Origin of the sequence: Mesorhizobium sp. M6A.T.Cr.TU.016.01.1.1 (assembly GCF_003952585.1) — a bacterium.
Classification (GTDB): domain Bacteria; phylum Pseudomonadota; class Alphaproteobacteria; order Rhizobiales; family Rhizobiaceae; genus Mesorhizobium; species Mesorhizobium mediterraneum.
In genome coordinates this window covers 6,490,319-6,510,059 of record NZ_CP034452.1, presented here as the reverse complement: position 1 = coordinate 6,510,059, position 19,741 = coordinate 6,490,319, and the positions used below count along the sequence as shown (strand labels likewise).

At 63.7% G+C, this 19,741-nt stretch carries 20 protein-coding genes; 14 read left to right on the top strand and 6 right to left on the bottom strand.

The features are described from left to right. The first annotated feature begins 303 nt into the window (after positions 1–303). From EJ075_RS31580 to lpxK, 6 genes are all read left to right on the top strand, one after another. Positions 304–1,647, top strand: a complete 1,344-nt coding sequence (locus EJ075_RS31580) for a TldD/PmbA family protein (RefSeq protein WP_126106993.1) — start codon at positions 304–306, stop codon at positions 1,645–1,647. Then, a complete protein-coding gene (locus EJ075_RS31575; protein WP_126106992.1) occupies positions 1,634–2,440 on the top strand; it encodes a 3'(2'),5'-bisphosphate nucleotidase CysQ in 807 nt (268 codons plus the stop codon). Before EJ075_RS31580 ends, EJ075_RS31575 begins: the two co-directional genes overlap by 14 nt. A 76-nt stretch (positions 2,441–2,516) precedes the next feature. Beyond that, complete coding sequence (locus EJ075_RS31570) at positions 2,517–2,762, top strand: DUF4170 domain-containing protein (protein WP_095485661.1); 246 nt, start codon at positions 2,517–2,519, stop codon at positions 2,760–2,762. Between the two features lie 5 nt (positions 2,763–2,767). Beyond that, positions 2,768–3,556 carry a lysophospholipid acyltransferase family protein gene (locus EJ075_RS31565; RefSeq protein ID WP_126106991.1) on the top strand — a complete coding sequence of 263 codons (789 nt, stop codon included), beginning with the start codon at positions 2,768–2,770 and terminating at the stop codon, positions 3,554–3,556. Continuing rightward, on the top strand, positions 3,553–4,869 hold the full coding sequence (waaA, locus tag EJ075_RS31560; protein WP_095485663.1) for a lipid IV(A) 3-deoxy-D-manno-octulosonic acid transferase: 1,317 nt from the start codon (positions 3,553–3,555) through the stop codon (positions 4,867–4,869). Before EJ075_RS31565 ends, waaA begins: the two co-directional genes overlap by 4 nt. Position 4,870: 1 nt before the next feature. Continuing rightward, positions 4,871–5,899, top strand: a complete 1,029-nt coding sequence (gene lpxK / locus EJ075_RS31555; protein WP_126106990.1) for a tetraacyldisaccharide 4'-kinase — start codon at positions 4,871–4,873, stop codon at positions 5,897–5,899. A gap of 25 nt (positions 5,900–5,924) precedes the next feature. Here the strand turns inward: lpxK and EJ075_RS31550 are convergent, their stop codons facing one another. Together EJ075_RS31550 and EJ075_RS31545 are read right to left on the bottom strand one after the other, a co-directional pair. Further along, a complete protein-coding gene (locus EJ075_RS31550) occupies positions 5,925–6,158 on the bottom strand; it encodes a DUF2093 domain-containing protein (RefSeq protein WP_027153867.1) in 234 nt (77 codons plus the stop codon). A 143-nt stretch (positions 6,159–6,301) separates the two neighbouring features. Next, on the bottom strand, positions 6,302–7,228 hold the full coding sequence (locus EJ075_RS31545; RefSeq protein ID WP_126106989.1) for a LysR substrate-binding domain-containing protein: 927 nt from the start codon (positions 7,226–7,228) through the stop codon (positions 6,302–6,304). A gap of 90 nt (positions 7,229–7,318) precedes the next feature. Between EJ075_RS31545 and EJ075_RS31540 the strand changes: the two genes are divergently transcribed. Continuing rightward, positions 7,319–8,212, top strand: coding sequence for a DMT family transporter (locus tag EJ075_RS31540; protein WP_126106988.1), 894 nt, complete (start codon positions 7,319–7,321; stop codon positions 8,210–8,212). 78 nt (positions 8,213–8,290) lie between these two features. After that, the gene (locus EJ075_RS31535; protein ID WP_126106987.1) at positions 8,291–8,635 is read left to right on the top strand and encodes a DUF2185 domain-containing protein; all 345 of its coding nucleotides are present in this window, start codon (positions 8,291–8,293) and stop codon (positions 8,633–8,635) included. A 41-nt stretch (positions 8,636–8,676) separates the two neighbouring features. Here the strand turns inward: EJ075_RS31535 and mutL are convergent, their stop codons facing one another. Both mutL and EJ075_RS31525 read right to left on the bottom strand, forming a co-directional pair. Then, a complete protein-coding gene (mutL, locus tag EJ075_RS31530) occupies positions 8,677–10,551 on the bottom strand; it encodes a DNA mismatch repair endonuclease MutL (protein WP_126106986.1) in 1,875 nt (624 codons plus the stop codon). Positions 10,552–10,635: 84 nt separating this feature from the next. After that, positions 10,636–11,538 carry a LysR family transcriptional regulator gene (locus tag EJ075_RS31525; RefSeq protein WP_126106985.1) on the bottom strand — a complete coding sequence of 301 codons (903 nt, stop codon included), beginning with the start codon at positions 11,536–11,538 and terminating at the stop codon, positions 10,636–10,638. 104 nt (positions 11,539–11,642) lie between these two features. Between EJ075_RS31525 and EJ075_RS31520 the strand changes: the two genes are divergently transcribed. Next, a complete protein-coding gene (locus tag EJ075_RS31520; RefSeq protein WP_126106984.1) occupies positions 11,643–12,632 on the top strand; it encodes a zinc-dependent alcohol dehydrogenase family protein in 990 nt (329 codons plus the stop codon). A 21-nt stretch (positions 12,633–12,653) separates the two neighbouring features. Here the strand turns inward: EJ075_RS31520 and EJ075_RS31515 are convergent, their stop codons facing one another. After that, the gene (locus EJ075_RS31515) at positions 12,654–13,562 is read right to left on the bottom strand and encodes a LysR substrate-binding domain-containing protein (RefSeq protein ID WP_126106983.1); all 909 of its coding nucleotides are present in this window, start codon (positions 13,560–13,562) and stop codon (positions 12,654–12,656) included. A gap of 91 nt (positions 13,563–13,653) precedes the next feature. Between EJ075_RS31515 and EJ075_RS31510 the strand changes: the two genes are divergently transcribed. The 5 genes from EJ075_RS31510 (at position 13,654) to EJ075_RS31490 (ending at position 19,256) form a co-directional block, all read left to right on the top strand. Then, a complete protein-coding gene (locus tag EJ075_RS31510) occupies positions 13,654–15,204 on the top strand; it encodes a trimethylamine methyltransferase family protein (RefSeq protein ID WP_126106982.1) in 1,551 nt (516 codons plus the stop codon). A 41-nt stretch (positions 15,205–15,245) separates the two neighbouring features. Continuing rightward, the gene (locus tag EJ075_RS31505; protein WP_126106981.1) at positions 15,246–16,895 is read left to right on the top strand and encodes an ABC transporter substrate-binding protein; all 1,650 of its coding nucleotides are present in this window, start codon (positions 15,246–15,248) and stop codon (positions 16,893–16,895) included. A gap of 120 nt (positions 16,896–17,015) precedes the next feature. Next, positions 17,016–17,495, top strand: coding sequence for a DUF3828 domain-containing protein (locus tag EJ075_RS31500; RefSeq protein WP_095485671.1), 480 nt, complete (start codon positions 17,016–17,018; stop codon positions 17,493–17,495). 4 nt (positions 17,496–17,499) lie between these two features. Further along, positions 17,500–18,060: a hypothetical protein gene (locus EJ075_RS31495; protein ID WP_126106980.1), complete on the top strand. Its 561-nt coding sequence runs from the start codon at positions 17,500–17,502 to the stop codon at positions 18,058–18,060. Positions 18,061–18,071: 11 nt separating this feature from the next. After that, positions 18,072–19,256, top strand: coding sequence for a mandelate racemase/muconate lactonizing enzyme family protein (locus EJ075_RS31490; protein WP_126106979.1), 1,185 nt, complete (start codon positions 18,072–18,074; stop codon positions 19,254–19,256). Positions 19,257–19,279: 23 nt separating this feature from the next. Here the strand turns inward: EJ075_RS31490 and queF are convergent, their stop codons facing one another. Beyond that, the gene (gene queF, locus EJ075_RS31485; RefSeq protein WP_123151602.1) at positions 19,280–19,741 is read right to left on the bottom strand and encodes a preQ(1) synthase; all 462 of its coding nucleotides are present in this window, start codon (positions 19,739–19,741) and stop codon (positions 19,280–19,282) included.

Below are 19,741 nucleotides of genomic sequence, written 5' to 3'. Positions count from 1 at the left end.
AAGAAAATGCTAATTTAATGGTTCGGGTAGATGCCGATCATGCGTGGGAAAGGAGATAGGCGGCGTTACCGCGATCGACACGTCCGCATGTGATCGAGACACGACGTCAAAGGGGCTGTCGGCCGGTCCGAACCTGGCGCGAAGCAGTCTTTGAGGAACCTCTTCGGTCATGCCGCCTGAAGCCGATGTCCGCTGGCCGATCTATTCTGCTTGCCACTTCTGCCATTGCACAAGCCACATCGGAACAATAGATGGTGCGGAGCGGCCGCCACTTATGTCAGGCGGAAAAACAGGACTATGCGCATGACCGATACGCTGGACTCAGCGAAATTGACCGACCGCGTCGCGGCCCTGGTCGAAGCGGCCAAACGGGCCGGAGCCGACGCCGCAGACGCGGTTGCGGTGCGCGGCCGCTCGACTGGCGTGTCGGTGCGGCTTGGCAAGGTCGAGGGGACCGACGCGTCCGAGAGCGAGGATGTCTCGCTGCGCGTCTTCGTCGGCAAGCGGGTGGCGAGCGTCTCGGCGACCGCTGCCTCAGACCCGAAAGCGCTGGCCGAGCGCGCCGTGGCGATGGCCAAAGTGTCCCCTGAGGATCCCTATCAGGGCCTCGCCGATCCGGCCCTGCTGGTCGATAAGCCGCGCGACCTCGATTTGTTCGACGCGACGGAAATTTCGGCCGACCAGTTGAAGGAAGCAGCGCTGGCCGCGGAAGCGGCCGCCCTTGCCGTCAAGGGCGTTACTAATTCGGCCGGCAGCGGCGCCAGTGCCGGGCTTGGCGGGTTGGTGCTCGCCACCTCGCACGGCTTTGTCGGCCACTATGTCGCGTCGCGCTTTTCGCGCTCGACCAGCGTCATCGCCGGCGAGGGCACCGGCATGGAGCGCGATTATGAATTCTCCTCGCGCCAGCATTATTCCGATCTCGACGCGCCTGAGGACATCGGCCGCAAGGCCGGCGAACGCGCCGCGCGGCGCATCGGCGCGCGCAAGGCGGCGACCGGCCCGGTCAATGTGGTGTTCGACCCGCGTGTCGCTCGCGGCATCGCCGGTCATCTCGCCGGCGCCATCAACGGCGCGTCCGTCGCGCGCAAGACCAGTTTTCTGCGCGACATGATGGGCAAGCAGGTGGCGGCGGCCGCGATCACCGTCACCGATGAGCCGCTGCGGCGCCGTGGCCAGGCGTCGCGTCCGTTTGACGGCGAAGGCATCGAGGGCGAAAGACTGCTCATGGTGGAGAAAGGCATTTTGAACCACTGGTTCCTGTCGACCTCGGTCGCGCGGGAATTGGGGCTGACCACCAACGGGCGCGGCTCACGCAACGGCTCCTCCGTCTCGCCATCGTCGACCAACCTCGCCATCGAGCCGGGCGAGCGGGCGCCCGAAGACCTCATCAAGTCGCTCAAATCAGGTTTTTACGTCACCGAAGTGTTCGGCCAGGGCGTCGATATGGTGACTGGCGAGTACAGCCGCGGCGCTTCCGGCTTCTGGATCGAGAATGGCGAGCTAGCCTATCCGGTTGCGGAAGTGACCATCGCCTCGAATTTGAAGACCATGTTCCTCAACATGGTTCCGGCGAGCGATCTCGATCGCAATTTCGGCACCGCGGCACCAACGCTGCTGATCGAAGGCATGACCCTTGCCGGAGCTTGACCAAGTCACCTCCGCCGGAGCCCGCGAGGACTTGGCCGTCTTGCGCGACGCTGCCCGCGAGGCGGGCGTCATCGCCATGCGCTATTTCGGCAACAACCCGCAAGTGTGGATGAAGGGCGGCACTTCGCCGGTGAGCGAGGCCGATCACGCCGCCGACGCCTACCTGCGCGAGACCTTGCTGGCGGCCCGTCCTGACTATGGCTGGCTCTCGGAGGAGACGGCCGACGATTCCGCAAGGCTTGCCGCCCGCCGCACCTTCGTCGTCGATCCGATCGACGGCACGCGCGGCTTCCTCGAAGGCCTTCGCACCTGGTGCGTCAGCGTCGCGGTGGTCGAGGACGGCCGCACGCTTGCCGGCGTGCTCGAATGTCCGGCCACGAACGAGACCTATTGGGCGCTGCCCGGTGAGGGGGCGTTCCTGAATGGCCGTCGCATTACAGTGCGCCGCCCCGCAGCGATGGTCGAAATCGGCGGGCCGAAGCCATTGATCAGCCTGATGCCGGCTGAATGGCAGGGCCGGATGAACCGCGTGCCCTATATACCCTCGCTCGCGTACCGGCTGGCGATGGTCGCCAATGGCATGCTCGACGCCACCTTCGTCAAACCCAACGCACATGACTGGGATATCGCCGCGGCGGACCTCATCTTGCGCGAGGCCGGCGGCGCATTGCTCGACCAGAAGGGCCGCGCACCGCGCTATGCCGGCGAAGTGATCAGCCACGGCGCCCTGGTTGCCGGCAGCGGCGAACTGCTCGCCGTCCTCTCCGGCGTCATCGCCGGGCAGGACAGTTGAACATATCATCAATGGTTCCAAAGTCGGCGGCTTTGGTCTAGACCTGTCACAAACTCACGATATGTGAAGGACCGACATGACCGCGGAAGACGGAAAGAAGCAGCTTTTGCACCTGGTGTTCGGCGGCGAACTGAAGACGCTGGGCGGGACCGAATTCCGTGATCTCGACGCGCTCGACATCGTCGGCATCTATCCGGACTATCAATCCGCGCAGACGGCATGGAAGGCCAAGGCCCAGGCCAGCGTGGACAATGCTCATATGCGGTATTTCGTCGTTCACCTGCACCGGTTGCTCGACCCCGACACCAAGGCTGCCGATTGAAATCGATGGATCATGAAGCGGTGAAAGGATCGGCCACGAGGTCTGGAGTCAGAAGGCATCCTGGCGGCACCCCGCGGACATTCTGGCGCAAGATTCGCGAACCGCTGGCGCAATCGCGATTTGTCAAGAACGCCATCGCCAGCCTATTTGCGCAGTTCGTTCGTCTGATCCGCCTGACCAACCGCGTTGTCGACGGATCGGCGCAGATATCGGGTGGCGCTTACTCGCAATTCGAGCCGGGCATCATTGCGCTGTGGCACGGCCAGCATCTTCTGACCCCTGCCTACTACCCCAAGGGAAGGCCGCTGGTCGCCATGGTATCGCGCAGTGCCGATGCTGAGCTCAACGCGCTGATGATCGAGAAATTCGGTATCGAGGCGGTGCGCGGCTCGGGCGGACGCGAAGGCGCGAAGCATCTCGACAAGGGCGGCGCCAAGGCGCTGATTGCCCTGAAAAAGTCGCTCGCCACCGGCAAGAACGTCGCCATGATCGCTGATATTCCTCATGGCACGCCGCGCGACGCGGGGCTTGGCATCGTTCTCTTGGCGCGGCTCTCGGGCCGGCCGATCCTGCCCGCGGCAATCGCCACCAGCCGCCGTAAGGTGCTGGAGCGCAGCTGGGACAAGACCACGATCAATCTGCCGTTCGGCCGCTCGTCGATCGTCGTGGGAACGCCGGTGTTCGTTCCGGCCAATGCGGATGAGGCCGAAATGGAACGCAAGCGCCAGGAGGTCACGGCCGCGCTCAACGCCGCAACCGCCGAGGCCTATCGCCTCGTGGATGGCTCGAAATGAGCGGGCGCTGGGCGCGCACCTTCCTGACGGCGTATCGTTTCGCGGGCGCAGCCGCCTATCCGCTGATTGGTCCTTATGTTGCCTGGCGCACCTCCAGGGGCAAGGAGGACCGAATTCGCCGGCGCGAGCGCTATGGCATCGCCGGGCGCGAGCGTCCCGAAGGGCCGGTGATCTGGATCCATGCGGCGAGCGTCGGCGAGACCATCGCCGTCGTGCCGCTGGTCGAGAGCATCCTCGACTACGGCGTCAACATCGTGCTGACGACGGGCACTGTCACCTCCGCTCAGGTTGCCGACGAACGGCTCGGCGACCGCATCATCCACCAATATGTGCCGCTCGACCTCAAGCCGGCGGTCAGCCGCTTCCTCGACCATTGGCGGCCGGATCTGGCGATCATCGCCGAATCTGAGATCTGGCCGATGACCATCCTGGAGCTCGGCGCGCGCCGTGTGCCGCAAGTGTTGGTCAATGGCAGGCTGTCGGACCGTTCGTTCAAATCCTGGAAGAAGCGCGCCAACATCGCCGAGGCGCTGTTCGAGAATCTCGCCCATGTTGTCGCCCAGTCGGAAATCGACGGCGAGCGCTTCCTCTCGCTCGGCGCCCGGCCGGTCACCGTATCCGGCAATCTCAAGGTCGACACGACGCCGCCGCCGGCCGATGAAAGGGCGTTGTACACGCTGAAACGCCAGATCGGCGTCCGTCCGACCTGGGCGGCAATCTCGACCCATGACGGCGAGGAAGTGGTCGCCGCCGAGGTTCACGCGATGCTGCACAAGCGTCACCACGGTCTTTTGACGATCGTCGTGCCTCGCCATCCCGATCGCGCCGAAGCGCTTGCCGCGCAGATTTCCGGCATGGGCCTGAAAGTCGCTCGGCGCAGCAAGGGCGAAAGAATCACCGCCGACACGGACATTCTGCTTGGCGACACGATCGGCGAGATGGGGCTTTATCTCAGGCTGACGGAGATTGCCTTCGTCGGCCGTTCGCTCACCTCCGAGGGCGGCCAGAATCCGCTGGAGCCGGCCATGCTCGACACCGCGGTGCTGGCCGGCCGCAATGTCCAGAATTTTCGCGAGACCTATCAGCGCCTGCTCGACAGCGGCGGCGCCAAGTTGGTGCGCGACCGCGACATGCTGGCCGGCGCCGTCAATTTCCTTTTGAGCAACGAGGTGGCTCGCCACGAAATGATGGCAGCCGGTGCGGCGACCGTCGACGAGATGCGCGGCGCGCTGGCGCTCACGTTGAAGTCGCTTGAGCCCTATATTCAGCCGTTGGTCGTCAAGTCGCGCCTCAAGGGCGCCAACGGCCGCTAAGGTGGCCAGCGAAGCGCCACCCTTCTGGTGGGAAGAACCGGACTGGCGCGCGCTGGCGCTGACGCCGCTGTCCGCGATCTATGCCCTCATTGCCGGCCGCCGCATGCGCTCGGCGGCGCGCGAAAAGGTCGAGGCGCCGGTGCTGTGTGTCGGCAACTTTACCGTCGGCGGTACCGGCAAGACGCCGGTGGCGATCGCGCTCGCCGGACAGGCCAGGCGCATGCATCTCAATCCCGGCTTCCTGTCGCGCGGCCATGGCGGCTCCTTCGCGCAGCCGCATGTCGTCGATCCGCATCACGACGCCGCCAAGCATGTCGGCGACGAGCCGCTGCTTTTGGCCGAGCACGCGCCGGTCGCGGTCACGCCGAACCGGGCCGCCGGCGCGCGTCTTCTGCTGGAAAAGCATGGCTGTGATTTCCTGATCATGGATGACGGCTTCCAGAGCGCGCGCATCCATATCGATTACGCGCTGGTCGTCGTCGACGCGCGCTACGGCGTCGGCAACGGCCGCGTCATTCCTGGCGGTCCGCTCAGGGCTGGTATCGTCGACCAGCTGGTTTTCACCAGCGCGCTGCTGAAGATGGGCGAGGGCCTTGCTGCCGATGCGGTCGTCCGCCAGGCGGCGCGCGCCGGCCGGCCGATCTTCGAGGCGCGCACCCGGCCAAGCAGGACGGCGGGGCTGGTCGGCAAGCGATTTCTGGCCTTTGCCGGCATCGGTCATCCCGACAAATTCTTCGACACGGTCCGTGAGGCCGGCGGCCAAGTCGTGTTGACCCGGTCGTTTCCAGACCATCATTTCTATGGTGAGGACGAGCTTGCCGAACTGGCAACGACAGCGCGAGGTGCCGGACTTGCCCTCATCACCACCGCCAAGGACGCCGCCCGGCTGCGCCACGATGCTGCGCCTGCCGAGTTCCTCGGGCAGCTCGATGTGCTTGAAATCGACACCGTGTTCGATCCCGACCACGTGCCCGAACGCATCATCGACGAGACGCTGGATGCCTGGCGGCAGCGCAAGCTGAAGGGGTGACTTTGGAGCCGATCCGGAAGCTGGTTTAGCGCCGGCTGCGCAATTCGGGATGTGCCTCGATCTCGCGGCGCAGCGAGGCCGCAGCACTGACATAGGGCTCCTGCCTGGCGACGCTCCAGTATTTGAGCTCATCGAGCGGGATGCTTTCGCCGGTGACCGCGCAGCGCACGAAGGCGCCGGGGCTGGTCACCTGGAAGTCGCCGTCTAGGTAGCGGATACGGGCTTCCTTGCCGCCGGGGCCTTCGAAACGGTTCATCATGACATGGAGCCAAGGTTCATGACGATGTCATCGCCACAAATTGCCGGCAAGGTCAAGCTTGGAGCGAGACAAGGTTGGGTTTAGTCGGCTCCGTTTCGGACGACAACCAGCCGAGTAAGCCGGCAAAGTGGATGCCTGGCATCTTACTGCTCAGCTACGATGAAATCCTCGATCTTTTCCGCCGCCAGCCCGGCCTGGAGCGCGATGCGCCGGGCAAGCTCGGCAGCGGCGGCGCGCGGTCGCCCCATAGGCCGGTCGAGCCAGTAGGATATCGGACTGAGAACGATGCGGTCGTCGACGGCGACGATGCGGCCTGACTTCAGTTGATGCTCGGTCATCGGTGGCCGCGCCAGCGCGATGCCGAGGCCGTGAGTGGCAGCATCGAGCACCAGATTGTAATCCTCGAAGCGCCGGTCCTGCGGGCGCGGCCGATAGTCGATGTCCTGCGCGGCAAACCAGGCGCGCCAGGCCGAGGCGTCCGAATCGTTGATCAGCGGGAATTTGAGCAGCCGGGCAGGGTCGCCACGACCGATCTCCTTGGCGAGCTCCGGCGAGGCGACGGGGAAAACATGTTCCTCGAAAAGCTGCACCGAGACGCGGCCGGGGATGCGGCCGCGTCCGCAGCGAATCGACAGATCAATACCTTCGTCGGCGAGATCCGCCTGGCGGATATCGACGTCGAGCACGATGCGCAGCTTGGACGGGTTGTTTTCCAGCGCCGCCATGCGCGGCATCAGCCACAGCCCGCTGACCGAGGGGATCGAGGTCAGCCGCACCACGGCGGTGCCGCGCGGCTCGATCCAGCGGTCCGAATTGCTGGATATCAGCGCGAAGGCCTCAGTGGTGCGCAGATGCAGCCGGTTGCCTTCGATCGTCAGCGAAACGCCGCGCGCGCCGCGATCGAACACTTTCAGCCCGAGCCAGTCCTCGAGCTTGGCGATCTGCCGGCTGACGGCGCCATGGGTGAGGTTGAGTTTTTCGGCAGCGGCCGAAAAGCTGCCCGTCCGCGCCGCGGCGTCGAAGGCGCGCAGGGTTTCAAGCGGCAGCATCGCGTCTGAGCTGTGATCCATAATCACAGCTGACTCTCGATTTGGTCGTTTGTCAACCGGTCAGGAAAGGCGTTTTGTGTGTTTGAGCATATGAAACGCGAGAGAAATGAAATGAGCGCCTATACCGGAACGTTGAATTCGACACAGCGGATGGACACCACGGCAGCCATTGCGGTGGCGCTGACGGTGGTCGGTTGGGCGTCCGCCTTCCCGGCGATCCGCGCCGGCCTCGCCGCCTTCGGGCCGCTGGAACTCGGCGCGCTGCGCTTTGCCATCGCGGCGGTGCCAGCGGCGATCTTCCTCGCCGTCAAGCGGCCGGCGCTGCCAAAGCTCGACGAATTATGGCGCTTTGTCTTCGGCGGCGCCGTCTTCGTCGCGCTCTACACGGCAATGCTCAATTTCGGCGAACTGACCGTTTCGGCGGGTGCTGCCGGCTTCATCATCAATGTCAGCCCGATCTTCACCGCCATCATGGCGATGGCGCTGCTCGGCGAACGCTTCTCAGGCCTGGCCTGGGCAGGCACAGCCATCTCCTTCGCCGGCATCGGCATCATTGCCATGGGCGAGGGGCAGGGCCTGCATTTCAACACCGGCGCGCTGCTCGTGCTGGGTTCAGCGCTGTGCTCGGCCGTCAACACCATCGTCCAGAAGCCACTGTTTGCCCGCCACCACCCGCTGACCATTGCCGCCTCCAACATGGTGCTCGGCGCGCTCTGCCTGGCGCCGTTCCTGCCAAGCGGCCTCGCGCAGGCGGCAGTTGCCGATACCGCCGGGCTTAGCGCCGTCATCTTTCTCGGCATCGTGCCGAGCCTCATCGCCTACGCCGCCTGGGCAACAGCACTTTCCCGGCTGCCGGCGGCGCGTGCCTCGAACTTCCTCTATCTGGTTTCGCCGGTGGCGACGCTGATCGGCTTCTTCTGGCTGGGCGAGGTACCAACACTGCTCGGCATTTTCGGTGGAGCGCTGGCGCTTGGCGGCGTGATCGTGGTGAATTTGAAGAGGTGATTACATCAAATGCTTGACCGCCGACCACACATGGCAGCTAATCCTGATTAGGAATGGGGCGCCAGCAGTGAGCTTAGAATGCCCAAGACGTTTTTTCGGGATGCGTCAACGTTTCGCCCAATAGCGGCCGGTTACGGTAGCTGTATCGCGTCAGATCGCATTACCGTAGATGGCGCTCTAGTCGGCTATCTGTATCGTGAAACACCAGACGGTCCAATTGATAGCGGCTGGCGATTTTTTTCTGGTGACGAATCTGACGAATATGTCAACAATCCAAATAACTTAAGCCTATTCGACGTTAACACAATTGCGAACTACGACCCGCTCATTACCACTTGTCTAGAGGCGCCTTGCGGAAGTGCCTTTTTTCGAAGTGAGGGGAAGTTTGTCTATGAGAAGTTCGCCTCCCAAAATGAGGCCTAGAGCCGTCCATTTGGGGGAGGCCGCTCAATGCAGTCCCCCCTTCACCGCCTCCCGAACAGCCGCTCGATATCAGCGAGCTTGAGCTCGATATAGGTCGGGCGGCCATGGTTGCAGGTGCCGGAGCCCGGCGTCGCCTCCATTTGGCGCAGCAGCGCGTTCATCTCCTCGGGCTTGAGCAGGCGGCCGGAACGCACCGAGCCGTGGCAGGCCATGGTCGCGGCGATCCTGTCCAGCCGTTCCTTCAGCGTATCGACCGTGTCGTTGTCGGCGATCTCGTCGGCAAGGTCGCGCACCAGCTGCTGGACGTTGGTTTCGCCGAGCATCGACGGCGTCTCGCGCACGGCGACCGCACCCGGGCCGAAGCGCTCGACGGCGAGGCCGAAGCGGGCCAGCGTTTCGGAATGCATGGCGAGCCGCTCGGCATCCTCTTCCGGCAGGTCGACGATCTCCGGCAGCAACAGCATCTGCGACGGCACGGCGCGCGCATGCAGCGCGTTCTTCAGCGCCTCGTAGACCAGCCGCTCATGCGCTGCATGCTGGTCGACGATGACAAGCGAATCCCTGGTCTGCGCGACGATGTAGTTCTCGTGCACCTGGGCGCGTGCGGCACCCAGCACCGTGCCAAGCAGCGTCTCCGCCGTCTCAGTCTGTCCGGCACGCGCGTCGGCGCTGTGAAGCGGGCCGGCGTCGAACGCCGCTTGATCGTTTTCGCCGAAGCCGCCATTTCCTGGTTCGGTATTTTCAAACCCCATGTCCAGCGGCCGTTGCGGCGAGCGGGCCGGGTCGAAACCGGCGGAGCCGGAGGCACGGTAGGCCGCCTCGTAGCTGCGGTGGCCGTTGGCCGGTCCTGAATGGGCGTAGGACGCCGCGCCCGGCCGGAATGCCGCCATCATGCCGGCTGCCCCTGAAGTGGCGGCACGGATGCCGGCATTGGCCAATGCTTCGCGGATGGCGCCGACGATCAGCCCGCGCACCAATCCCGGATCGCGGAAGCGTACGTCGGCCTTGGCCGGATGGACATTGACGTCGACGATGGCCGGATCGAGCGTCAGGAACAGCACAGTCACCGCATGGCGATCGCGCGGCAGCACGTCGGCGAAGGCGCCACGGATGGCGCCGGCAATCAATTTATCGCGCACCGGCCGGCCATTGACATAGACATATTGCTGCAGCGCGTTGGCACGGCTGAAGGACGGGATCGAGACGTGACCGGCCAGATGCACGCCATCGCGCACGGCGTCGATGGCGATGGCATTCTCCGGAAAGTCGGCGCCCATCACTTGCGCGACGCGGCGCAGCCGGCCTTCCGGGCTGTCGTCGGTCGCCGGCAGCTCCAGTGTCGAGCGGTCGGAACCGGCCAGCGTGAAGCGTACAGCGGGGAAGGCGATGGCGATGCGCTTGATCACGTCGCTGGTCGCCGAGCTTTCGGCGCGCTCGCCCTTCATGAATTTGAGCCGCGCCGGCGTGGCGAAGAACAGGTCGCGCACCTCGACCGTGGTGCCACGATTGGCGGCCGCCGGCTTGACGGCGGACACGCGGCCACCCTCGATGCCGATCTCGGCGGCGGTGTCGCCGTTGGCCGTGCGCGAGCGGATCGACAGCCGCGCCACCGAGCCGATCGACGGCAGCGCCTCGCCGCGAAAACCGAGCGAGCGGATGTCGTGGATGTTGTCGGCGAGTTTCGATGTGCAATGGCGCGCGATCGCCAGCGCCAGTTCCTTTTCCGGGATGCCCGAGCCGTCGTCGGTGACGCGGATCAGGTTGAGCCCGCCGCCGGCGGTGACGATCTCGACTCTGGCAGCGCCCGCGTCTAGCGCGTTCTCGACCAGTTCCTTGACCACGCTTGCCGGACGCTCGATGACTTCGCCGGCGGCGATCTGGTTGATCATCGTTTCGGAGAGCTGGCGAATGGGCATGAGGGCACTATAGGCGGATTCGCGGCCCATACGGGAGAGGTAGAATTAAGGAATCCGCGGCTTACCGCGAACGGACCGCGCTCTTCACGTCAGGAGCCTGGGCAATCCAGCCGCCAGCGCGTCGACGGCAAGACGGACCTTCAGCGGCAAGTGAGGCGTCTGCAGCCATAGCGCATAGGCGTCGTAAAGAAATCCCGGCTGTTCCGGCAGCAGCGGGACAAGTGCGCCGGCCTGAATGCGCTCACGAACCAGCCAGTATGGCAGCCAGGCAAGCCCCATGCCGGCGGCCGCGACATCGGCGATCGCATCGAGGTCGTCGAGCCGCAAGCGGCTGACCGGCATGACCTCCAGCGCAGGCTGGCCATTGCGCGGAAACAGCCATGGTTGAACGACACGGCCCGAACGGCGGTAGATGATGGCCTGGTGGCTGCCGAGATCCCCTATCTGCTGTGGCCACCCGTGCATCTCCAGATAGGATGGCGACGCGCAGACGACCATGCGCTGTCGCGCGATGCGACGCGCCATCACGCCGGCCTGGTCTTCCAGATTGCCGGTCCGGATGGCAAGATCGCAGCCATCCTCTGCAAGATCGGCGAGGGGGTCGCTGAACGACAGGTCGAGTTCGAGCGAGGGATATTGCTGCGCCAGTTCCAGCAGGATCGGAGCAACGCAGCGCCGGCCGAAATGCACCGGCATGATGACGCGCAGCTTTCCGCGTGGTTCGGAAAGTTGATCGGCCGCGAGCGCATCCGCGGCCTCGGCTTCAGCGATTACCATTCGGCAACGCTCATAATAGGCGCGCCCGAAGTCTGTCAGGCTCTGGCGGCGAGTGGTCCGGTTGATGAGGCGCACGCCCAGACGCTCCTCGAGAAACCGAACATGCTTGCCGACCATCGGTCCGGACAGATCCAGAGCGGCAGCGGTCGCCGCGAACGAGCCCAGATCGACGGTTTTGACGAACACGGCCATGCTCGTAAGGCGATCCATATTCAAAACTCCCAGTTTCTACTGTTCTGTCCAAGCAGCTATTTATCTGCCAGACGGCCGCTGGCATAGCCTATTCGGTTCAAATACTTTGGAGTTATGACCGGATGGCACGTGTTGTTCGTTTTCATGAGCATGGTGGTCCCCAGGTTCTGCGCATCGAGAATGTCGATATTCCTGGGCCAGGTCGGGGCGAGATCCAGATCCGGGTCAAGGCGTTGGGGCTCAACCGGGCCGAGGCGCTGCTGCGTTCGGGCACTTATATCCAGACGCCGCCATTGCCTTCCGGTCTTGGCCTTGAGGCAGCGGGTGTCGTCGAAGCGGTCGGCGAAGGCGTGCACGGTTTTGCGCCAGGTGACGCCGTCAGCGTCGTGCCGCCACAATCGATGTCCTGCTGGCCCGCCTATGGCGAGATTGCCACATATCCCGCCAATCTCGTGGTCAAGCACCCGCCGTCGCTCAGCTGGGAAGAGGCGGCGGCCGTCTGGATGCAATATCTCACCGCCTATGGCGCATTGATCGACATTGCCAAGCTCAGCAGGGATGATTTTGTCGTCATCACCGCAGCATCGAGCAGTGTCGGACTTGCAGCGATCCAGATCGCCAACATGGTTGGTGCGACCCCGATCGCGGTCACGCGGTCATCTGCCAAGAAGCAGGCCTTGCTCGAGTTCGGCGCAGCCCACGTCATCGCTTCAGCGGACGAAGACCTGGAGGCCCGGCTGAAGGAAATCGCCGGCCCGGACAACATCCAAGTGGTGCTCGACGCGGTCGGCGGCCCGATATTCGAGCCGCTGACGGCGGCGATGGCACGCGGCGGCATTCTCATCGAATATGGCGGCTTGAGCCTCGAGCCGACGCCGTTCCCGCTGTTCGCCGTGCTGGCCAAGACGCTGACGCTGCGCGGCTATCTCGTCCACGAAATCACTGGCGATCCGGCGAAGTTGGAGGCTGCCAAGGCGTTCATCCTCGACGGATTGATGTCGGGAGCGCTAAAGCCGGTAATCTCCAGGACCTTTCCGTTCGACCAGATCGTCGAGGCGCATCGCTTTCTCGAATCGAACGAACAATTCGGCAAGATTGTCGTGACGGTTTGACCGGGCACTATCGGGATGGCCTCATGCCTGCGCGGCCAGCCAGTCCCGAACCTTGCGGGCATTGTCGCTGAGTTCGCGGTTCTTCGGCCAGATGATGTAGAAGCGCGTGCCGGTTCTCATCACATGGCTGGTGGCGCTCACCAGCAGGCCCGATGCCAGCAGTCGCTCGGCCAGATGCCGCCAGCCGAGCGCGATGCCTTGCCCCTCCATGACCGCCTGAATCACCAGCGCATAGTCGTTGATGCGCAAGCCTCGCCCGGCGTCGGCCTCCTTCAGGCTGGCCCCGGCGGAGTGGAACCACTCCTCCCAGCTCGCCGCCTCGCGAAACGGCTCCTCGAGATGGATGAGGCGGTGTGACGCCAATTCCTCGACGGTTTGCGGCAGGCCGAACTTCGCCACATAGCTGGCGCCGGCAACGGGAAAGATTTCCTCGTCGGCCAGCGGCAGGCAATGATAGTCCGGCCACTCCCGGGGCTCGCCACCGCGCACAGCGAGCGGAATGCCCTCGGCGATAATGTCGAGGTCGCGGTCAGCGGTCTGGATACGCAGGTCAATGCCCGGCAATTCGTCGCGGAACTGCTGCAGGCGCGGCATCATCCAGAACGAGCCGAAGGCGGTCGAAGCGGCAAGCGTAACATGGCCGCCGGTCGCCTGCTGGCGCAGGTCCTCGGCCGACTTGCGGATATGCGAGAGGCCGAGCGAGACGTCGGCGTGGAAACGCTCGCCGGCCTCGGTCAGGCTGACCTGCCGGTGGCGCCGCTGGAAGAGTTTGGCGCCGAGCTTTTCCTCCAGCCCGCGCACCGCATAGGAGACGGCGGCCTGCGTCATGCCGAGCTCGCGCCCCGCGGCGGTGAAGCTCGACAGCCGCCCGGCGGCCTCGAAGACGATCAGGCTGCCGGCCGATGGCAATAGGTGGCGCAGGCTTCGCATAAGCAGAGCTTATACAAGAGATCAGGATTTTCCAGCGTCACAGTCATATTTCGTCTCGCTAAGTTGAGTGCCTGGGGAGGATGGAGTGGTCATGAACGCACCGGCCGTTGAAGTGAGCGAACACACGAACCGCCGCAGCGGCGGCCGCCTGGGGCGCAAGGCGCTGCGGGGAACTCCCATGGCGTCATTTCCAACCTTGGTCCGTAAGATTCCGGTATATCAAATGGTCCCGGATGAGGCGGTGGAGCTGATCCACCAGGAGTCGCTCTCCATCCTCGAAGAAGTGGGATGCGAGTTCCGTGACGACGAGGCGATCGCGTTGTGGAAGGCGGCGGGCGCCGATGTCTCCGAGACACGTGTCCGCATCGACCGCGCTCTTCTAATGGAACTCGTCTCGAAGGTCCCGCCGGAATTCACGCTCAATGCGCGCAACCCCGAGCGTTCGGTTCGCGTCGGCGGAAACAACTCCATATTTGTGCCGATGTATGGGGCGCCTTACGTGCGTGACCTCGACAACAACAGGCGCTACGGCACACTCGCCGACCTCAACAATTTCCACAAGCTCGCCTACATGGCGCCTGCGCTGCACTCGTCGAGCTCGGTCATCTGCGAGCCGATGGAAATTGCCGTGCCGAAGCGTCACCTCCACATCATCCATTCAGCGCTGAAGCACTCCGACAAGCCGTTCATGGGCATCGTGACCTCCAGGGAACGAGCCGAAGACACGATGGCGATGGCGGGCATCGTGTTCGGCGAGGACTATGTCCGAGACAATCCGGTGCTGGTGTCGATCACCAACTGCAACTCGCCGTTGGTCTGGGACGCCACCATGCTGGACGCGATGAAGGTCTATGCGCGCCACAACCAGCCGCTGATCCTGGCGCCCTTCGCGCTTTGCGGCGCCTCGACTTCGGCATCGGCCGTGGGAGCGGTCGCGCAGGTCAATGCGGAAGCGCTGGCAGGCATCGCCTTCACCCAGCTCCTGCGTCCGGGTTCGCCGCAGATCTACGGACAGTTCATGGTCACTGTCGACATGAAGACTGGTGCCCCCATGGGCGGCACGCCGGAGGCCGCCCAGATGATGTATCTGATGGGGGCACTGGCGCGGAAGTACCGGCTGCCCTGGCGTACGTCCGGATTCCATGTCGGGTCGAAGCTGAACGACGCCCAGGCGGGCTACGAGGCTAACATGCTGATGCATGCCGCCATCCTTGCCGGCGCCAACTACATCTGGCACTCCGCCGGCTGGCTCGAGGCCGGCCTGACCTGCGGCTATTCGAAATTTGCCACGGACTGCGAACAGCTTGTCGGCTGGTACAAATATGCTGGCGGTCTCCCGTTCGACGATTTCAAGGAGGCCATGGCGGCGATCCGCGAGGTCGGGCCGCAGGGCCATTTCCTCGGCACCCAGCACACGCTCGACCATTTCGAGTCTGCCTTCTTCATACCGAGCATCATGGACTTCAATTCGTTCGAACAGTGGAAGGCCGAAGGGGCAAAGGACCACGATACCCGGGGGCGCGAGAAAGCGCGCAACATGCTCGCCGATTATGAGGAGCCGAAGCTCGATGAGGGCATCGCCGATGGCTTGAGAGATTTCATCGCGCAGCGCGAGGAGCGGCTGCCGGACAGCATTAGTTGATGCAACGGGCGAAGACCCAACGGGAACCACAGGGAGAAAAAATGGCACTCTTCAGAAGCAACGGTGATCGCGTGCCGAATGCGATCGAGGCGATGGGTGAGGATGTTCGCGCAGGCCGGATGGACCGGCGCGAATTTCTGGCGCTGGCAAGCGCCTTTGGGGCATCGACGGCCCTTGCCTATGGCATGATCGGCCTTGCCGTGCCTGAGCGGGCCTTGGCCGAAGAGCCGAAGAAGGGCGGGACGCTCCGCGTTTCGATGTCGGTGAAGGCACAGAAGGACCCGCGCACTTACGACTGGGTGGAGCTTGCGAACATTTCGCGCTGCTGGCTGGAGCCGCTTGTCCGCTACACGCGCGAATTCACTTTCGAGCCGGTCTTGCTCGAGAGCTGGGACGTCAACGACGACGCCACCGAATATGTGCTGCATGTGCGCAAGGGCATCACCTGGAACAACGGCGATGCTTTCAACGCCGATGACGTTGTCTACAATCTGACGCGCTGGTGCGAGAAGGAAGCCGCCGGCAATTCAATGGCCGCACGCGTCGGTGCGCTGATCGATGCAAAAACCGGCAAGGCCAGGGAAGGGGCAATCACCAAGGTCGATGACAACACGGTCAAGCTGAAGCTGAACGAACCTGATATCTCGCTGATCCCGAACTTCACCGACTATCCGGCGCTCATGGTCCATCGCAAATTCGATGCCGACGGCGCCGATCCGATCGCCAAGCCGATCGGCACCGGGCCTTTCGAACTCGTGTCTTATTCGGTCGGCCAGAACGCAATCGTCAAGCGTCGTGAGAATGGCAAATGGTGGGGCGGCGAAGCGCCGCTCGACAGTGTCGAATTCATCGACTACGGCACCGACTTCAACGCCTCGGTGAATGCATTCGACTCCGGCGAGATCGACGTCAATTTCGAGACACCCGCCGACTTCATCGACATCCTCGACAAGATGGGGCTGGAGAAATCGGAGGTCGCGACAGCGACGACCCTCGTTGCCCGGACCAACATCACGCACAAGCCCTACGATGACCAGCGAGTGCGCAATGCCCTGCAAATGGCCGTCGACAACAATGCCGTGCTTCAACTTGGCTACGCCGGGCGGGGCACCCCAGGTGAAAACCACCACGTCAGCCCGATCCATCCGGAATACTACCCGCTGCCCAAAAAGACGCGCGACGCGGCGGGCGCCAAGAAGCTGATGGCCGAGGCCGGACAGGCCGACTTCGAGCATGAACTGATCACCGTCGAGGACGATTGGCAAAAGAATACCGGCGACGCGATTGCCGGCCAGCTGCGCGAAGCCGGGATCAAGGTGAAACGCACGGTGCTGCCGGGGTCGACCTTCTGGAACGACTGGACGAAGTACCCCTATTCCATGACCATCTGGTACATGCGCCCGCTCGGTGTTCAGGTGCTGGCGCTCGGCTATCGCACCGGCGAGGCCTGGAACGAAACGGCGTATTCGAATCCTGATTTCGACGCCAAGCTCAAGCAGGCCCTCTCACTCATCGACGTGGAGAAGCGCCGCGAGGTCATGAAGGACGTCGAGCAGATCCTGCAGGATTCGGGCGTCATCATTCAGCCGTTCTGGCAGAAGCTGTACAGCCACATGAACAAGAAGGTGAAGAATTACGCTGTCCACCAGACTTTCGAGATGGATCTCCAGAACGTCTGGCTGGACGCCTGAGGTAACGCCCAAAGGGCGCCTGAGTTAACGCCCAAGGGGAATTCATGGGCCGCAAAAAAGCCGGGATGCAGGATTCGTGGTATTGAACGGTTCCCACCACGAAAGCCTGGAGATTATCGGATGAGACTGACTGCGCTTGCCGCCGCCCTCTCGATCGCAGCGCCTGCGGCCGCTCTGGCCGGGCCGGCATCCAATGCGGTGAAGTTCTTCTACATGCCCGAGGTCAAATTCGAGGCCGACGCGCAATACCGCGACCGCTTCACCGAGCCGGTGACCAAGCTGTTCGACCTCAACGACCAGGCAAAGAAGAACAAACCGGACGAGGTGCCTTGCATCGACTTCGCCCCCGGTCTCGACGCCCAGGATTTCGACGAGAAGACGGTCGCCAAGACGTTGAAGCTGTCTGAAGCAGTGGATGGCGATAGCGCCGAGGTGACGGCGACGTTCAACCTTTTCCCGGAAGGTGATGAATCCAAACGCGAAATGGTCTGGTCGCTCAAGAAGATCGACGGCCAGTGGAAGATCGCCGACATCACCTCGAAGACCAACGGCTGGACGCTGAGTGCGCTCGAATGCCTGGCTGGCCAGACTCCGGAGTGATGCCATGGCCCGCGCCCTGGCTCTGGCGACTGTGTGCCTGCTGGCGGCGGGGTTGAGCAGCGCCGCTGCTCAGGGCCTGTTCGGCGCGCCGCCCGCGAACGCGCCGGCCGACAATGCGGCACCTGCAACTCCGCCGGCCGCGTCTCAGCCGACTGACAGCGCCGCGGCCGCGCCGGTGCAGCCGGGTTCGCCAACGGCGGTGGTGAAGCCGTTTTACGAGCATGTCGGGCTCGAGCTCGATCCGGCCCAGCGCAGCCACTTCGCCGATCCGGCGAAGTCGGTACTCGACAAGAGCGACGCGCTGCGGAAATCGGGGCAGGGCGAATGCCTCGATCCCAATATGGCGCTCGACAATGCGCAATACGACAAGACCGAGATCGACAAGAGCCTGAAGACTATCGAAGCGGTCAATGGCGACGCGGCCAAGGTCGTCGTCGCCTTCGTCGTCGCCGGCAATCCGCACCGGCTGGAATGGAAATTCAGGAAAGTCGACGGTGACTGGAAGGTCACGGACCTTCTGTCGGTGACCGGCGAATGGGCGCTCAGCCAATACCAGTGCGAGTGAGAAGGGAACCGATGAAGATCACCAACATCCGCGTCACCCATGTCAACGTTCCGCTAGACGCGCCGTTCTGGTGGACGGCCGGGCTTTATGGCGGCGCCTCGAAATCGATCATCGAGGTCGAGACCGACGAAGGCGTGGTCGGACTGGGCGAGGCGCCTTGGTGGCATTTCGGCGAAGTGATCAAGGCCGAGATCGCGCCGGCGCTGATCGGCGCCGATCCGCTCGACATCGCCGACTGCGAGGCGCGCTGCGTGCCGCCCTGGCAGATCACCGCCAACACCGGCGAGAATGCCGCATCCGTGGCGTTCGGAGCCGTCGAGCTGGCATTGTGGGACATCAGAGGCAAGGTGTTCGGCATGCCGCTCTACAAGCTGCTTGGCGGCGCGGTCCGCAAGGACATTCCGTTTTCGGAGTATTTCGCCTTTCGTCCCGCACAGGACGAGGCGGGCGGCGAGATGACGCCCGAAGCGATCGTCGACTACTGCCTGAGGATGCGCGAGCAGCATGGCTCGACGATCTTCGAAGGCAAGCTGATCATGGGCGATCCCGAGCTTGAGATCCGGACGGTGCGGATGCTGCGCGAGGCGCTCGGCGAGAAGGCACAGATCAAGCTCGATTCCAACATGCAGTGGTCGCTGACCACCGCGCGCTGGGTGCTGCGCGAGATCGAACCGTTCAACATCCGCAATTACGAGGATCCGGTCGCGACCTTCGAGGAGATGGCAGCGCTGCGCCAGCATTCGCGCATTCCGTTCTCCACACACATTCCCGATCTCAGACGAGCGGTCGCGCTTGGCGCGCCGGATTACTTCGTCTGCAACTTCGCAGCACTCGGCGGATTGTCGAGAACCCTGAAATTCATCGCCGCCTGTGAGGCGATGGGCAAGGGGTTCTGGTGCTACTCGAACGATCTCGGCATCATGACGTCAGCCTATCTGCATGTCGTGGCGGCGACGCCGTGGATCACCGAAGCATCGCAATCGCTGTTTCGCTGGCAGATCGGCGATGTCATCAAGGATGGTCCTTTCCGGCAGACCGGCAACACGGTGCGCGTGCCGGAGGGCGATGGACTGGGTGTCGAACTCGACCCAGCCGCGATGAAGCGCTGGGCGGGGCACTTCGCCGAGCACGGGCCGATGGGCCATTTCAGCGACCCGAACAATCCCGGCCGCTACCGGCGGCTGCCGCTCAACTGATGCGAGATCGATCGTTTCGAAACTCACCCGCGCCCGCGATAGGGTGCGACACCGGTGTCGGGCAGCCACGCGCCTTCCGGCGGCGCGCCGGTCTGCCAGAACACGTCGATGGGAATGCCGCCGCGCGGATACCAATAGCCGCCAATGCGCAACCACAGTGGTTTGGTCGCGGCGATAATGCGGCGGCCGATCATAACGGTGCACTCTTCGTGGAAGGCGCCATGGTTGCGAAACGAGGTCATGAACAGCTTGAGCGACTTCGATTCCACCAGCAGCGTGTCGGGTGCATAGTCGATGACGATATGGGCGAAATCCGGCTGGCCGGTTACCGGGCAGAGCGAGGTGAATTCCGGGCAGGTGAAGCGAACGATGGCCGGCGGCCCGTCGCCGCGCGAAAACGGCACGGTTTCCAGGACTGCCGCTTCAGGGCTCTGTGGCGCCTCGACGTTGGTGCCGAGCTGGGTAAGGTTTTTCGTATCGGTCAT